The organism is Azonexus sp. MM2026_4 (assembly GCF_055901855.1).
The window spans coordinates 496,111-512,192 of record NZ_CM148380.1 but is presented as its reverse complement, the minus strand read 5'-3'; the positions used below and the strand labels follow the sequence as shown (position 1 = coordinate 512,192).

Genomic DNA, 16,082 nt, shown 5'->3' with positions numbered 1-16,082 from the left:
GTCACCACATACCGGGAAAAGCAGCGGTGGTCCCGCCGGAAAAACGGGGAAAGGAATCAGTCGCCAGACAGGACAAGGGAGCTTCCGGAAAGCATAAAACGAATCGCGGAATTTACCCGTAGCCAGCGAAAAAACCTATACAACCTAGGTCATACCCGCCTGCCGGCAGGGACTCCAGGCTTATATCAGGCCTTGCGGATTGTTCGATTGCCAGCGCCAGACATCCTCGCACATCGCCGCCAGATCGCGGGTTGCCCGCCAACCCAGCTGCGCTTCGGCATTGGCCGGATCGGCATAGCAACTGGCGATATCACCCGGGCGACGCGCAACAATCCGGTACGGCACCGGCCTCCCGCTTGCCTTCTCGAAGGCCCGGAGCATTTCCAGCACGCTGTAGCCGCGGCCGGTTCCCAGATTGACCGTCAGTTCGCCCGGTGCGCGCGCCAGGGCGTCAAGGGCCGCGAGATGACCGAGGGCCAGGTCGACAACGTGGATGTAGTCGCGCACGCCGGTGCCGTCAGGCGTCGGATAGTCGTTGCCGAAGACCGCCAGTTCCGGACGCAGACCGACGGCAACCTGGGAAATGAAGGGCATCAGGTTGTTGGGAATGCCGTTCGGACTTTCGCCGATCAGGCCGCTGAGATGGGCGCCAACCGGGTTGAAATAGCGCAGGATGGCGACGCGCCAGGCCGGATCGGCGCGCCGCAGGTCGCGCAGGACTTCCTCGATCATCAGCTTGCTGCGCCCGTAGGGATTGGTCGCCTGCAGCGGAAAGTCCTCGCGGATCGGCACCGCGTGCGGATCGCCATAGACCGTCGCCGACGAGCTGAAGACCAGCTTGCGCACGCCAGCTTCCACCATGGCGCGGAACAGGCACAGGCTGCCGCAGACGTTGTTGTCGTAATAGGCGAGCGGTTTTTCCACCGATTCGCCGACCGCCTTGAAACCGGCAAAATGAACCACCGAATCGATCGGATTTTCGGCAAACAGACGCGCCAGCAGGGCCTGATCGCGGACGTCGCCCTGCACGAAGGCCGGCCGCCGGCCGCTGATGGTTTCGATCCGGTCGAGCACGCGCAGGCTGCTGTTGCTGAGATTGTCGAGAATCAGCACCGATTCGCCACGGGCGAGCAGTTCGACGACGGTGTGCGAACCGATGTAGCCGGTTCCCCCGGTGAGCAGAATCATGATTTCTCCCTGAACGGTGATCTCATTCCGCCGACCGTCCATTCGCCCGTAGCCATTGCAGCAAGGCGGCAAACAGCAACCCCGGCGCCACCGGCTTGCCGAGGTGATCGTTCATGCCGGCGGCCAGACAGGCCTGACGATCTTCATCGTAAGCATTGGCGGTCATGGCCAGGATCGGCGTCCGCTGGTTCAGCGATCCGCCGCGGATCGCGGCGGCTGCCTCGATGCCGTTGCGGTTCGGCATCTGCATGTCCATCAGGATCAGGTCGTAGCGATTCTCGCTGGCCATGCGCACCGCCTCGTCGCCGTCGACGGCGAGATCGATGACCAACCCGACGTCTTCCAGCAAATCGCAAGCCACTTCGCGGTTGATCGGATCGTCCTCGGCCAGCAGGACGCGGGCACCGAGAAAGTCGCGGCGCAGCGCCAGCTCCGGCGATTCCGCGACGAGGCAGGCGCTACCATCGGCCTCGATGACCGGCTGCTTGTCGAGCTTCACGACGAACCAGAAACGACTGCCCCGACCGGGTTCGCTTTCGACGCCAATTTCACCGCCCATCAACTCGACCAGGCGCCGGCTGATCGCCAGCCCCAGCCCGGTTCCGCCAAAGCGCCGGGTCATCGAGGAATCCGCCTGCTCGAAAGGCGTGAACAAACGCGGCAGGGCTTCGGCGGCAATGCCAATGCCGGTGTCGCTGACTTCGCAGCGCAGGCGCAGTTGCGCTCCGCTATCCTCAAGCACCGCGAAACGCAGGCCGATACTGCCGACCTCGGTGAACTTGAGGGCGTTGCCGAGCAGATTGATCAGCACCTGCGACAACCGCAAGGGATCGCCCAGCAAGGCCTGTCGCGCGCCAGCCGGCAACGGCTCGACAAGCAACCGCAAACCTTTTTCCTCGGCCCGATGCGCCGTCACCCCCAGCGCGCTGTCGAGAATCTCGGTGAGACGGAACGGCCGCTTCTCGAGCGCCATGCGCTCGGCCTCGATCTTGGAAATATCGAGGATGCCGTTGATCAGGTCGAGCAGGTGCGCCGACGACTGCCTTGCCTTGGCCAGGCGTTCGCGATCCCGGGGATCGCCGGTCTTGCGCCAGACCAGCTCGATCATGCCCATGATGCCGTTCATCGGCGTGCGCAGTTCGTGACTCATGTTGGCCAGGAAGGCACTTTTCGCCCGGCTCGCCGACTCGGCTTCCGCCTTCGCCCGGACCAACTCGGCGGTCCGTTCGACGACCAGCGCTTCCAGATTGTCACGATGCGCCTGCAGCTCCTCCTGGACCCGCTTCAATTCGCTGACGTCGGTGATACCGCCGAGCAGGCCGGCGATCCGCCCGTCGGCATCGGCAAAGGTAGCCTTGTGGAAGATCACCTGGCGCCGCCCTCCGGGACCCATGATGCTCCATTCGTAGCTCTGCGTTCCCGGCTCGGCAAACAGGCGGCGGTCCATTTCGTCGTAGCGCTCGGCGATTTCCGCAGGCGCCATGTCGAACACGCTGTGACCGACGATCTCGTCGCGGCGCTTGCCGAGCAATTGCTCGAAAGCGCGATTGCAACCGCGATAACGGCCCCCGGCATCCTTGTAGAAGAAAGGAATCGGCAGGCATTCGATCAGCGTGTTGAGAAAAACCGCCTGATCGCCGAGTTGCCGCCAGGAACGGCGCAGCAACCAGGCCGCGCCCAAGGTGGCGAGGAAGAACACGAGCAGCAGGACCAGCGTGCGCTGCAACTCCCGCCGCCAATCGGCCATGAAGTCCTGCGGCGCCATCGCCACGGTCAACACGAAAGGCGTGTGCTGAATCCGGCGGAAGGCATAAACGCGCTCGATCCCGTCTGCCCCCGTATTGGCCAGAACGCCATCCGTAACGCCGGCGTCGAGCCGGGCCGCGAAGCCCTGTAGCAGAGACGAGGCCGCCGCACCGGCGCCCTCCCCTGACGGGGCCGGATGGGCGGTCAGCAGGCTCAGGTCGAGATAGCGGATTGCCGCCTCGCCATGGGTGCCCAGTTGCAGCGGCGCCAACTGGCGGGTGAAATGATCCAGCGTGACCGCCGCCGTCACGACGCCGGCAAACGCTCCGTCGGCACGCCGCCAGGAACGGGTGAAGGCAACCACGCGGATTTTCGACACCTTGCCGAGCACCGGCTCGGCCACGATCAACTGTTCGCCGGGCGCTGCCTGATGGGCGGCGAAGAACGGCCGGTCGGTCAGCGAGACCGGCGCCCGGCGGTCGACGCCTTTGCCCCAACGCAGGTACCCCTCGGCATCGCTGACGCGAAAGGCGTCGATCGCCCGGTGCCTCCCCAGATGCAGTTGCAGGACGTGCTCGATTCTCTCGTCGGACAACTGGCCTTCGCTTCCCAGCCACTCGAGCATATCGACGATACCGAGCAGGCTCAAATCGATGCGCCTGACCGAATCGCCGACCCCCAACTCAAGCACGGCGGCCAGATTGGCGGCATTTTCCCGGACCTGAGCCAGCACCCGTTGGCGACTGGTCTGCAAGCTGTTTGCGGCGATCGCGATCATCAGCAGATTCAGCAACAGCACCCCGAGCACCAGCAGCCGATAAAAACGCCGCCCACTGCCAGGAAGAAGCGCAGCCGGAACATTGGCGGAAAGATTACGGGAAAACATCAATGAAGCTGCAATGGCGGACAGTGAATGACGAGAACCGGAATTATCACATTTCCATCGGCTTTTACGTCGGCACTTGTCAGGAAACGCCGAATCGGGCGTTGCAACGAGCCTGGCGCGCCCGGAGGGACTCGAACCCCCGACCTATTGCTTAGAAGGCAATTGCTCTATCCAGTTGAGCTACGGGCGCGCGGGTTGCCGCCGGAAGAGGATGGTCGGGGCGGTGGGATTCGAACTCACGACCCTCTGCTCCCAAAGCAGATGCGCTACCAGACTGCGCTACGCCCCGACAAGGCTGCGGATTGTATCAGCGAGATCGCCGCGACGCCAGCAATGCAGCGAAAATAGCCGATTCATGACAGCGGCACATTGCGCTGCAGCAAGGCTTTTCCTTGCCTCACCCCGGGCTTTCTGATATTTAATCGCTTTTTTCGTCACTGGAAGCGCTCACAAAATGGCAGAAGACCTGCTTCACAAACATTTCACTCCTTACGAGCCGAAGGCTGGTGAGGATTACATGAGCAACAAGCAACTCAGTCATTTCCGGAAAATCCTGGAATCCCTGAAAAAGGAACTGAGCGAGGACATCGATCGCACGGTGCACACCATGCAGGACGAAGCGACGGTGTTCGCCGACCCCAACGACCGCGCCAGCCAGGAAACCGACATGGCGATCGAACTGCGCAATCGTGACCGCGAACGCAAGCTGATCAAGAAGATCGACGAAACCCTTGGCCGCATCGACGAGGGCGATTACGGGTTCTGCGACAAATGCGGCGTTGAAATCGGCATCAAGCGCCTCGAAGCACGCCCGACGGCAACGCTGTGCATCGACTGCAAGACGCTCGACGAACTGAAGGAAAAGCAGATGGCGAAATAATCGCCAATCGCTTTCAGCGCAGACTCACCTTGAGGTGAGTCGTCGCAGAAAACAGATGGCCGGGTGACACTGGCCAGCCGTTTTCACCCCCCGGGCAGAGCCGTCCGGGGCGACGAAAAAAGGGCACCTTGCGGTGCCCTTTGTCTTGCGGGAAGTACCGGATTACTGTGCTTCGGCGGCCGGTTGAGCAGCCGCTTCCTCGGCAACCGCCTTCATCGACAGCTTGACGCGGCCGCGGTCGTCGGTCTCGAGAACCTTGACGCGCACGACCTGACCTTCCTTGACGTAGTCTTCGACCTTGTTGACGCGCTCCTTGGCGATCTGCGAGATGTGCAACAGACCATCCTTGCCCGGCAGAACCGAAACGATCGCACCGAAGTCGAGGATCTTGAGCACGGTGCCTTCGTAGATCTTGCCGATCTCGACTTCCGCGGTGATCGCGTCGATCTTGGCGCGAGCGGCGGCGGCAGCCTCGCCCGAGGTGGCGGCGATGGTGATCGTGCCGTCGTCCTGGATGTCGATGGTGGTGCCGGTTTCCTCGGTGATGCTGCGGATCACGGCGCCGCCCTTGCCAATCACGTCACGGATCTTCTCCGGATTGATCTTGAAGGTGTACAGACGCGGTGCATAGGCCGACATCTCTTCACGCGGGCCGGCGGCAGCTTCCTGCATCAGGTTCAGGATGTGCAGGCGAGCGTCCTTGGCCTGAGCCAGTGCCACCTGCATGATTTCCTTGGTGATGCCCTGGATCTTGATGTCCATCTGCAGCGCGGTGATGCCGCTGGTCGAGCCGGCGACCTTGAAGTCCATGTCGCCGAGGTGATCTTCGTCGCCGAGGATGTCGGTGAGCACCGCGAAGCGGTTGCCGTCCTTGATCAGGCCCATGGCGATACCGGCGACGTGCGCCTTCAGCGGCACGCCGGCATCCATCAGCGCCAGGCAGCCGCCGCAGACCGAAGCCATCGACGAGGAGCCATTGGACTCGGTGATTTCGGAGACGACGCGCATCGAGTACGAGAAATCTTCCGGCTTCGGCAGCACGGCCAGCAGCGCGCGCTTGGCCAGGCGGCCGTGACCGATTTCACGACGCTTCGGGGTGCCGACGCGGCCGCATTCGCCGGTGGCGTACGGGGGCATGTTGTAGTGCAGCATGAAGCGGTCGCGGTATTCGCCGGCCAGCGCGTCGATGATCTGCTCGTCACGGTTGGTACCGAGCGTGGCGACGGCCAGGGCCTGCGTTTCACCACGGGTGAACAGGGCCGAGCCATGGGTGCGCGGCAGGACGCCGGAACGCATGGTGATCGGGCGCACGGTGCGGGTGTCGCGACCGTCGATGCGCGGGGCGCCCGACAGGATGCGACCGCGGACGATGCCGGCTTCGATTTCGAAGAACAGGTTGCCGACGGTGTTGGCATCCGGTGCGCCTTCTTCGCCGGTGCACAGCGCGGCGACGGCTTCAGCGGAAAGCGCCTTGACGGTCTGGCTACGGGCCTGCTTCGAGGTGATGCTGTAAGCCTCTTCGAGCTTGGCACCAACCAGGTCCTTCAGGCGGGCAACCAGGGCTTCGTCCTTGGCCGGCGCTTGCCAGTCCCATTCCGGCTTGCCGGCTTCCTCGACCAGTTCGTTGATGGCGTTGATCGCCTTCTGCATCTCGGTATGGCCAAACACCACGGCGCCGAGCATGACTTCTTCCGACAACTGGTCGGCTTCCGATTCGACCATCAGCACGGCGGCTTCGGTACCGGCGACGACGAGGTCGAGCTGGCTGTCCTTGAGCTGCGAGAGCGTCGGGCACAGCACGTACTGACCGTTGATGTAGCCGACGCGGGCGGCGCCGATCGGGCCGGCGAACGGAATGCCGGAGATAGCCAGGGCGGCGGAGGCACCGATCATCGCCGGGATGTCGGAATCGATTTCCGGGTTCAGCGAGATGACGGTGGCGACAACCTGGACTTCATTGTAGAAACCATCCGGGAACAGCGGACGGATCGGGCGGTCGATCAGGCGGCAGGTCAGCGTTTCCTTTTCCGAAGGACGGCCTTCGCGCTTGAAGAAACCACCGGGGATACGGCCGGCAGCGTAAACCTTTTCCTGATAATCGACGGTCAGCGGGAAGAAATCCTGACCGGGCTTGGCATTCTTGGCACCGACGACGGTCACCAGAACGACCGTCTCTTCCATCGAGACAACAACGGCGCCGCCGGCTTGGCGGGCGATTTCGCCGGTTTCCAGGGTCACCTGGTGTTCGCCGTAGGCGAAGGTCTTTTTCACGACATTAAACATTGACTTCCTTTCTCTCTCATCACATTAGACAACAATAACAACAACTTGCACGATACTGGATCAACAACGCCACGACAAAAAACAAAAAAGCGGCCGGGAAATTTCCGGGCCGCCTTCCTTTGCTTCAGCCGCGCTTACTTGCGCAGACCAAGCTTGGTGATCAGGTTGCGGTAGCGCTCGACATCGGAACCCTTCAGGTAATCGAGCAGCTTGCGACGCTGCGAAACCAGATGCAGCAGACCACGACGCGAGTGGTGATCCTTCTGGTGCTCCTTGAAGTGCGGCTGCAGATCGTTGATACGAGCGGTCAGCAGCGCGACCTGGACTTCCGGAGAGCCGGTATCGCCCTTGGCACGTGCGAATTCGGCAACGATGCCGGCTTTTTGTTCGGTGGTGATAGCCATTTCAAAACCTCTTGCCTGATGCGACGCAGCCCCGGTTTGATAGAGCGAACGCCTGTTGATGGGATTTCCCGGACACGGGAAGCGGCGGATTATAACAGATCAGTTTGCCAGCTGCACCAGTCTTTTCGGCCACAGGCGCCCGCCCGGACCGGGTTCGCCGACACCGATCAGGCAATCATCGGCATAGACGCGGATCTTGCCCGTCAGGCCAGCCGGCAGGTCGACCGGATTGCCATGACGGAAGCGCGACTCGGCCTCGCCGCTCAGGTTGACCCGTGGCAGGCTTTGCAACAGGGCATCCACCGGACTCAGCCAGGCCGGTCTTGCCGCTTCGTCCAGGGCTTCGAGTTCGGCCAGCGTCGCCGCACCGGCCAGCGTCAGATCGCCGACCCGGGTCCGCCGCAGCGCCGTCAGGTGGGCGCCGCAGCCGAGCGCGGCACCGATGTCGGCAGCCAGGACACGGATATAGGTACCTTTGCTGCAACTGACCGAGAGGCGCAATTCGTCGCCGGCAAAGGACAGCACGTCGAGCGCGTGGATCGTCACCGGCCGCGCGGCGCGCTCGACTTCGATACCCTGGCGGGCCAGCTCGTAGAGGGGCCGCCCATCGCGCTTCAGGGCGGAATGCATCGGCGGCACCTGCAGGATGTCGCCAGTGAAGGCCGGCAACACCCGCCGCAGGTCGGCTTCCTCAACCGCCACGGCATGCGTCGCGATCACCTTCCCTTCGGCATCGCCGGAATCGGTGACGACACCGAGACGCAAGGTCGCTTCGTAGGTCTTGTCGGCATCGAGCAGATCGGCGGAAAACTTGGTCGCCTCGCCAAAGCACAGCGGCAGGAGACCGGTCGCCAGCGGATCGAGGGTGCCGGTATGGCCGCCCTTGGCCGCCGAAAAGAGACGACGCGCCTTCTGTAGCGCGTCATTGGAAGTCAGGCCGAGCGCCTTGTCGAGCAGCAACACGCCGTTGACCTGGCGCCAGGTCCGTTTCACCTTCGGCTGCATCGCGCTCAGCGGTCGTCGTTGTCGTCCGCTTCGGCGGACACCGAATTGGCCTGATCGATCAGCTGGGACAGGTTCATCCCGCGCTCCAGCGAACTGTCGTAGATGAAATGCAGTTCGGGCAGCGTATGGATATGGATGCGCCGACCCAGTTCGCGGCGCAGGAAACCGGCGGCGCGCTTCAAGCCCTGCTCGACCTCGGCCAGATGCTCGGCGTTCAGGGTCGTGAAGAAGACCTTGGCGTGAGCGTAATCCGGCGTCAGTTCGACGGCGGTCAGGCTGACCATGCCGACGCGCGGGTCCTTAAGTTCGGTACGGATCAGGTCGGCGAGGTCGCGGCGCACCTGCTCCGCGACCCGATCGCTACGCTGAAATCCTCGGGGTCCCTGCTTCTTCATTACAGCGAACGCGCCACTTCCTGGATTTCGTACACTTCGAGCTGATCGCCTTCCTGAATGTCGTTATTGCCACGCAGGGAGAGACCGCACTCGAAATTGGAACGCACTTCCTTGACGTCGTCCTTGAAGCGCTTGAGCGAGTCGAGTTCGCCATCCCACTGCACCGTGTGGTTGCGGATCAGGCGGACGCGGGAATTGCGCTTGACGATGCCTTCCAGCACGTAACAGCCGGCGATCGCGCCAACCTTGGAGACGTGGAAGACCTGGCGGATCTCGACCATGCCGATCACCTGCTCGCGTTTTTCCGGCGACAGCATGCCCGACAAGGCGGCCTTGACTTCATCGACCGCGTCGTAGATCACGTTGTAGTAACGGATATCGACGCCGAAGCTCTCGGCCAGCTTGCGCGAACCAGCATCGGCCCGGATGTTGAAGCCGATGATGACAGCGCCCGAGGCTTGCGCCAGGTTGACGTCGGATTCGCTGATCGCACCGACCGCGCCGTGGATGATCTGGACGCGGACTTCTTCGTTGGACAGCTTGGCCAGCGTCTGCACCAGGGCTTCCTGGGAGCCTTGCACGTCGGCCTTGACGATCAGCGGCAGGGTCTTGACCTGGCCGTCTTCCATCTGCTGGAACATGTTTTCCAGCTTGGCCGCCTGCTGCTTGGCAAGCTTGACGTCGCGGAACTTGCCCTGACGGAACAAGGCGATTTCGCGCGCCTTCTTTTCGTCGGCGAGGACAATGGCTTCCTCGCCGGCCGCCGGCACATCCGACAGACCGAGAATTTCGACCGGAATCGACGGCCCGGCCTCGTTGATCGGCTTGCCGTTCTCGTCGAGCATGGCGCGCACCTTGCCGAAGACCTGACCGGCCAGCACGACGTCGCCGCGGCGCAGGGTGCCGGACTGGACCAGCATGGTCGCCACCGCACCGCGTCCCTTGTCGAGACGGGCTTCGATGATCAGGCCCTTGGCCGGCGCTTCCTTCTGCGCCGTCAGTTCGAGCACTTCAGCCTGCAGCAGGACTTGTTCGAGCAGTTCGTCGATGCCGGTACCCTTCTTGGCAGAAACCGGGCAGAACGGCGAATCGCCGCCGTATTCTTCCGGAATGACGCCTTCGGTGACCAGCTCCTGCTTGACGCGATCGGGGTTGGCATCCGGCTTGTCGATCTTGTTGACCGCCACCACCAGCGGCACACCGGCCGCCTTGGCGTGGTGGATCGCTTCCTTGGTCTGCGGCATCACGCCGTCATCGGCCGCCACCACCAGGATGACGATGTCGGTGGCCTTGGCTCCTCGCGCCCGCATCGCCGTGAAGGCTTCGTGACCCGGGGTGTCGAGGAAGGTGATCATGCCGCGATCGGTTTCGACGTGATAGGCGCCGATGTGCTGGGTGATGCCACCGGCTTCGCCCGCAGCAACCTTGGCGCGGCGGATGTAGTCGAGCAGCGAGGTCTTGCCGTGGTCGACGTGACCCATGACGGTGACCACCGGGGCCCGCGGTTCAAGCGGCACGTCCTTGTGTTCGCCGGTATCCTCGAGGAAGGCATCGGGATCGTCGAGCTTGGCGGCGAGCGCCTTGTGGCCCATTTCTTCGACGACGATCATCGCCGTTTCCTGGTCCAGCACCTGGTTGATGGTGACCATCGACCCCATCTTCATCATCGTCTTGATGACTTCAGTCGCCTTCACCGCCATCTTGTGCGCCAGGTCGGAGACCGAAATGGTTTCCGGCACGTGGACTTCACGGGTGATCGGCTCGGTCGGCGCCTGGAAGCTACCCTGGCCGTCATCGCCCTTGTGCGATTTCTTGTGACCGTGACGGTTGTCCTTCCAGCCGCTGCCGCTATCGGCGCCGCGGGTCTTCAGACCGCCCTTCTTCTTGCCATCATCGGCAGCGCGACCGCCCTTCTCGCCCTTCTTCGGCGCGTCGGGACGCTTGTGCAGGGTACCCTTTTCGCCTTCGGCGGTCTTGGCCTGAGCCGCCGCCTGCTGCTTGGCCTGCTCGGCAAGCTTGGCAGCCGCCGCCGCAGCTTCCGCCTGCTGGCGCATTTGCACCAACTGGGCTTCGCGGGCCTGCTTTTCGCGCAGTTCGCGTTCCTGAATCTCGCGCAGACGGCCGAAGCGACGCGCTTCTTCCTCACGCGCCTTGAGTTCCTTTTCGCCGATGATGGCTGCCCGGTCCAGCGGACGCCGGACAACGACGGTCTCGCTCGGCGCGGCCTCTTCGACGGACTCGGCGACCGGCTCGGCGTCAACCTGCACCACCGGCTCCGGCACGACTTCCGGTTCCGGCTCGGGTTCCGGCTCGGGCTCCGGCACGACTTCCGGTTCCGGCTCGACGACGACCGGCACGCTTTCCGGCAGCGACTCGATAACGAGCTCCTGCGGCAAGTCGCCGACCGACTCCAGGATTTCCTGGTCGTCGAGCACTTCGCCAGCGCTTTCACCCAGCGCGTCAGGCACGTCGCGCTTGACGAGAACGCGCTTCTTGCGCACTTCGACCTGCACCGTCCGGGCTCGACCATGAGCATCGGTCGCCTTGATTTCGGACGTCTGCTTGCGGGTCAGCGTGATCTTGTTCTTCGGCTGCGCATCGCCATGCGCACGGCGCAGATAATCGAGCAGACTGGACTTGTCCTGATCGGTCAATGTATCGCCACCGCCGGACTTACCGACACCAGCGCGATTGAGCTGCTCAAGCAGCGAATCGACCGGCATCTTCAGTTCAATGGCAAATTGTGAAACGGTTGTTGCGGACATACTTGCTACCTCCCCGCTCACTCGAACCAGTGAGCCCGAGCCTTGAGAATAAGTTCTTTGGCACGCGCTTCATCGATGCCGGCGATTTCCAGCAGTTCGTCGACCGCCAGTTCGGCGAGGTCGTCACGTGTCTTGATGTTGTGTTCGGCCAGCTTGGCCGCCAGTTCCTTGGTCATGCCTTCGAGACCAATCAGGTCCTCGGCGACGTTTTCGAGCTTCTCCTCGGTGGCGATGGCTTCCGTCAACAGGACGTTACGCGCACGATTGCGCAGCTCGTTGACGATGTCTTCGTCCAGCCCATCGATTTCGAGCATCTCGGCAAGCGGCACGTAGGCCACTTCTTCCAGGGTCGAGAAACCTTCCTCGATCAGCAGGTCGGCCAGTTCCTCGTCGATGTCCAGCTTTTCCATGAACACCACACGCGTCACCGCGTATTCGGCCTCGGCGCGCTTGGCCGATTCATCCTGGGTCATCAGGTTGATCGTCCAGCCGGTCAGTTCGGAAGCCAGGCGAACGTTCTGGCCGCTGCGACCGATGGCGATCGCCAGGTTGTCCTCGTTGACCACCACGTCCATGGCGTGCTTTTCCTCGTCGACGACGATCGACGTGACTTCGGCCGGCGACAGGGCGCCGATCACGAACTGCGCCGGATCGGCCGACCACAGCACGATGTCGATGTTCTCGCCGCCGATCTCGTTACGCACTGCGGTGACGCGCGAACCGCGCAGGCCAACACAGGTGCCGATCGGGTCGATGCGCGGATCGTTCGACTTGACGGCAATCTTGGCACGCATGCCGGGGTCGCGGGCGCAGGCCTTCAACTCCATCAGGCCATCCTCGATTTCCGGCACTTCGAGATCGAACAGTTTGATCACGAATTCGGGCGCGGTACGCGACAGGATGATCTGCGGGCCGCGTGCACCACGGTCGATGCGCAGCAGGTAGGCGCGGACGCGATCGCCGATGCGCAGGTTTTCCTTCGGGATCATCTGGTCGCGCGGCAGCAGGGCTTCGATCTTGCCGGCTTCGACGATGGCGTTGCCGCGCTCCATGCGCTTGATCGTGCCGGAAACGACGTGCTCCTTGCGCTCGAGGAAATCCTGCAGGATCTGCTCGCGTTCGGCGTCGCGGATTTTCTGCAGGATCACCTGCTTGGCGGCCTGCGCACCGATGCGGCCAAAATCGATCGGCTCCAGCGGCTCTTCCAGGTAATCGCCGGGTTCGATATCGGCATCGTCCTTGCAAGCTTCCGACAACGGAATCTGGAGGTATTCGTTGACGTACTCGTTCTCCGGCACCACCAGCCAGCGACGGAAAGTGTCATAACTACCGGTGGCACGATCGATGACGACACGGACTTCGGCTTCGTCGTGGATACGCTTCTTGGTCGCGGACGCGAGCGCCAGCTCAAGGGCACCGAAAACGATTTCCTTGTTGACGTTCTTTTCGCGGGCCAGGGCATCGACCAGCAGCAACAGTTCACGGCTCATGGGCTAAGACCTCCAGGGACTTCAGTCGAATTTGGGCACCAGACGTGCCTTTTCGATATTGTTGAATTCGAGTTCCACGTCTTCCTTCTCGAGGCGAAGACCAACCTTGCCGCTCTCACAGCCAAGCAGTTGACCCTGGAAGTTGCGGCGATTGTTGTGCGGGATGCGCAGCTTGATCTGGATCGACTGCCCAGCGAAGCGGGCGAAATCCGCTTCCTTCTTGACCACGCGGTCCATGCCCGGCGAGGAAATCTCGAGCCGGTCATAATCGATGTTCTCGACTTCGAAAACGCGCGACAACTGGTTCGAGACCTTGGCGCAATCTTCGACATCAATCCCGCCCTCCCTGGCCGGCGCGTCGATGAAAACGCGAATGGTCCTGCCGCGGGGCGACATCTCGACATCGACGAGCTCGTAGCCGAGGCCGGTCACAGTCGTTTCAAGCAGCGTATTCAAATCCATAGGCACAAATAAAAAATGGGCGAAACGCCCACCTCAGAAAAATAAGATGTCTGCAAAACTGCAGGAGAAACAAACCCGTGAATTATAACGGGTTTATTCCCTCCCGACAATTGCTTTCGCCGTCTTCCGGCGTCTGGCGGGCCTTCCCGCTCAGGGCTTCGGCGCGGCCTTGGGCGCCCCAACTTCGCGCATCAGCGCCTTGACCTCGCCCTCCTCGAGTTCGTGGCAACGACCGCGCTTCAACTGCGGCGGCAGCACGAAAGGACCGTAGCGGACGCGGATCAGCCGGCTGACCGTGCAGCCAACCGCCTCGAACATGCGCCGCACCTCGCGGTTGCGGCCCTCGAACAGGCTCACCCGGTACCACTTGTTCGCCCCTTCGCCACCGGCATCGGTCAGGCTGGCAAAGCTGGCCGGGCCATCCTCGAGCTCGACCCCTTTGAGCAACTGCTGCTGCGCCTCATCGGTCAACTCGCCGAGGACGCGCACGGCGTACTCGCGCACCAGTTCCGAACTCGGGTGCATCAACTTGTTGGCCAGCTCGCCGGAGGTGGTGAACAGCAGCAGGCCGGAGGTGTTGAAGTCGAGGCGGCCGACGGCGATCCAGCGCCCGCCGCGCATCCGCGGCAGGGCAGCGAACACCGACGGACGGCCATCCGGGTCGTCGCGCGAGACGATCTCGCCTTCCGGCTTGTGGTACATCAACACGCGCGGCGCACGGGCGCCGCTGCCGGTGAAGCGGATATTGATCAGGCGGCCGCCGACCTTGACCTTGTCGGTCGGAATGACCGACTGGCCGATGGTCGCCACCACGCCATTGACGCTGACCTTGCCCGAGGTGATCCATTCTTCCATCTCGCGCCGCGAGCCGACGCCGGCCTGGGCCAACACCTTCTGCAGGCGTTCCGGCTTGGCTTCGATCAGCGGCTTGCCGTTACGACCGATATTGCCACGATTGGCGCGCCCGGTCTGTGGCTTGCCCGGGCGCCGGGGCGCCGGCTTGACCGCCGGCTCGGCGGCTTCCGGCAGTTCACCACCGGCATCCGGCTCGCGCCCGGCGTGCGGCGGCTGGTTGCGCCCGGCACCACGACGCGGACGCGCGCCTGCCGGGGTCTCGTCGGCCCCGCCCGGGGCGCGGAAAGGAGTACGTTTATGGGTTTTCATGATTCAGCTCCAGTGTCTGGCTGATTTGCTCCAGCGGCGGCAGTTCGCTGACGCTACGCAGGCCCAGATCATCGAGAAATTTTTTGGTCGTGGCAAACAGCGCCGGTCGACCGGGGGTGTCGCGGTGGCCGACGACGTCGATCCAGCCACGCTCTTCAAGGGTTTTGACGACATTCGGGTTGACCGCGACGCCGCGGATCTCCTCGATGTCGCCACGCGTCACCGGTTGACGGTAGGCGATGATGGCCAGCGTCTCCAGCACGGCGCGCGAGTATTTCGGCGGCTTTTCCGGGTTCAACCGCTCGAGGTAGGGCAGGAATTCGGCGCGCGTCCGGAAACGCCAGCCGGACGCCAGTTGCACCAGCTCGACCGGGCGCTCGGCCCATTCGGCGCGAATCTGGTCGAGCAGCTTCCTGAGCGTTTCCGACGACAGCTCCTCGTCGAACAGCTTCTTCATGTCGTGCGTCGTCAGCGGCTCGCGGGTGGCGAGCAAAGCCGCTTCAAGCACTTTCTTGACCAGGCTCGCTGCCATCGCCCTCCTCCAGCATTGCCTCTTCCACCTCGCCGTCGCGCAGATTGACGTAGATCGGCGCAAAAGCCTCGGTCTGCGTGATGCGGATCAGCTTCTCCCGCCCCAGTTCGAGCATCGCCAGGAAATGCACGACTAGGCCGGGCGCCCCCATCGCCGGATCGAACAGCGTCTCGAACTGCACGAAACCGCCCTTTTCCTGCAAAGCCCGAAGGATGATGCCCATGTGCTCGCGCACCGACAACTCCTCGCGACTGATCTTGTGATTGCGTTTCAAGAGCGCCTGCCGGACGACCACCATCCAGGCGTCGCGCAGGTCGGCCGCCGACACTTCCGGCTGACGTTCGATCAGCGATTTCTCGACCAGCGTCTCGACCCAGAAGAACTCGCGCTCGGCCTGTGGCATCGCGTTCAGCCGCTGACCGGCAAGCTTCATCTGCTCGTATTCCATCAGACGGCGCACCAGTTCGGCACGCGGGTCCTCGGCCTCGTCATCGCCGGGCAGCTTGGGCCGCGGCAGCAGCATGCGCGACTTGATCTCGATCAGCATCGCCGCCATCACCAGATACTCGGCGGCAAGTTCGAGGTTGCTGGCGCGCATCGCCTCGACGTAATCGAGATACTGCCGGGTCAACGGCGCCATCGGAATGTCGAGGATATCGACGTTGGCCTTGCGGATCAGGTAGAGCAGCAGATCGAGCGGCCCCTCGAAGGCGTCGAGCATGATCTCGAGCGCATCCGGCGGGATGTAGAGGTCGAGCGGCAAGGTCTCGAGCGGCTCGCCGTAGATGCGGGCGACCGGTTCGAACAACGTCGCCTGCGGCAGATCGACCGCAAGATTCATGCGTTGACCGCCAGCCAGCGGATGCGGAACGACGCGCCGCC

13 protein-coding genes and 2 tRNA genes are annotated in these 16,082 nt (G+C 63.0%); 1 reads left to right on the top strand and 14 read right to left on the bottom strand.

The features are described from left to right. Nucleotides 1-180: 180 nt before the first annotated feature. The 4 genes from galE to AC0KWY_RS02220 all read right to left on the bottom strand — a co-directional run bounded on the left by galE (nucleotide 181) and on the right by AC0KWY_RS02220 (nucleotide 4,109). Entirely contained in the window at nucleotides 181-1,188 is a 1,008-nt protein-coding gene (gene galE / locus AC0KWY_RS02235) for a UDP-glucose 4-epimerase GalE (RefSeq protein ID WP_474028032.1), read from the bottom strand. Between the two features lie 22 nt (nucleotides 1,189-1,210). Continuing rightward, entirely contained in the window at nucleotides 1,211-3,712 is a 2,502-nt protein-coding gene (locus tag AC0KWY_RS02230) for an ATP-binding protein (protein ID WP_474028031.1), read from the bottom strand. A gap of 221 nt (nucleotides 3,713-3,933) precedes the next feature. After that, nucleotides 3,934-4,010 (bottom strand) — tRNA-Arg (locus tag AC0KWY_RS02225). 22 nt (nucleotides 4,011-4,032) lie between these two features. After that, nucleotides 4,033-4,109 (bottom strand) — tRNA-Pro (locus AC0KWY_RS02220). 165 nt (nucleotides 4,110-4,274) lie between these two features. On the opposite strand from AC0KWY_RS02220, the gene dksA reads away from it, so the two are divergent. Then, the gene (gene dksA, locus AC0KWY_RS02215) at nucleotides 4,275-4,700 is read left to right on the top strand and encodes an RNA polymerase-binding protein DksA (RefSeq protein ID WP_474028030.1); all 426 of its coding nucleotides are present in this window, start codon (nucleotides 4,275-4,277) and stop codon (nucleotides 4,698-4,700) included. A 162-nt stretch (nucleotides 4,701-4,862) separates the two neighbouring features. On the opposite strand, the gene pnp is transcribed toward dksA, so the two are convergent. The 10 genes from pnp to AC0KWY_RS02165 all read right to left on the bottom strand — a co-directional run bounded on the left by pnp (nucleotide 4,863) and on the right by AC0KWY_RS02165 (nucleotide 16,041). Next, the gene (gene pnp / locus AC0KWY_RS02210) at nucleotides 4,863-6,983 is read right to left on the bottom strand and encodes a polyribonucleotide nucleotidyltransferase (protein WP_474028029.1); all 2,121 of its coding nucleotides are present in this window, start codon (nucleotides 6,981-6,983) and stop codon (nucleotides 4,863-4,865) included. Between the two features lie 134 nt (nucleotides 6,984-7,117). Continuing rightward, a complete protein-coding gene (rpsO, locus tag AC0KWY_RS02205) occupies nucleotides 7,118-7,387 on the bottom strand; it encodes a 30S ribosomal protein S15 (protein WP_474028028.1) in 270 nt (89 codons plus the stop codon). A 99-nt stretch (nucleotides 7,388-7,486) separates the two neighbouring features. Next, nucleotides 7,487-8,392 (bottom strand): tRNA pseudouridine(55) synthase TruB, encoded by a 906-nt coding sequence (gene truB / locus AC0KWY_RS02200; RefSeq protein WP_474028027.1) that lies wholly within the window; start codon nucleotides 8,390-8,392, stop codon nucleotides 7,487-7,489. Between the two features lie 5 nt (nucleotides 8,393-8,397). Continuing rightward, complete coding sequence (gene rbfA / locus AC0KWY_RS02195; RefSeq protein WP_474028026.1) at nucleotides 8,398-8,787, bottom strand: 30S ribosome-binding factor RbfA; 390 nt, start codon at nucleotides 8,785-8,787, stop codon at nucleotides 8,398-8,400. After that, entirely contained in the window at nucleotides 8,787-11,552 is a 2,766-nt protein-coding gene (infB, locus tag AC0KWY_RS02190) for a translation initiation factor IF-2 (RefSeq protein ID WP_474028025.1), read from the bottom strand. The genes rbfA and infB overlap by 1 nt, the downstream gene beginning before the upstream one ends. A gap of 17 nt (nucleotides 11,553-11,569) precedes the next feature. Continuing rightward, nucleotides 11,570-13,042 (bottom strand): transcription termination factor NusA, encoded by a 1,473-nt coding sequence (gene nusA / locus AC0KWY_RS02185; protein ID WP_474028024.1) that lies wholly within the window; start codon nucleotides 13,040-13,042, stop codon nucleotides 11,570-11,572. Between the two features lie 21 nt (nucleotides 13,043-13,063). Next, on the bottom strand, nucleotides 13,064-13,504 hold the full coding sequence (gene rimP / locus AC0KWY_RS02180; RefSeq protein WP_474028023.1) for a ribosome maturation factor RimP: 441 nt from the start codon (nucleotides 13,502-13,504) through the stop codon (nucleotides 13,064-13,066). A 150-nt stretch (nucleotides 13,505-13,654) separates the two neighbouring features. After that, entirely contained in the window at nucleotides 13,655-14,668 is a 1,014-nt protein-coding gene (rluB, locus tag AC0KWY_RS02175; protein WP_474028022.1) for a 23S rRNA pseudouridine(2605) synthase RluB, read from the bottom strand. Further along, complete coding sequence (scpB, locus tag AC0KWY_RS02170) at nucleotides 14,655-15,200, bottom strand: SMC-Scp complex subunit ScpB (RefSeq protein WP_474028021.1); 546 nt, start codon at nucleotides 15,198-15,200, stop codon at nucleotides 14,655-14,657. Before scpB ends, rluB begins: the two co-directional genes overlap by 14 nt. Continuing rightward, the gene (locus tag AC0KWY_RS02165; RefSeq protein ID WP_474028020.1) at nucleotides 15,169-16,041 is read right to left on the bottom strand and encodes a segregation and condensation protein A; all 873 of its coding nucleotides are present in this window, start codon (nucleotides 16,039-16,041) and stop codon (nucleotides 15,169-15,171) included. Before AC0KWY_RS02165 ends, scpB begins: the two co-directional genes overlap by 32 nt. Nucleotides 16,042-16,082: the final 41 nt, after the last annotated feature.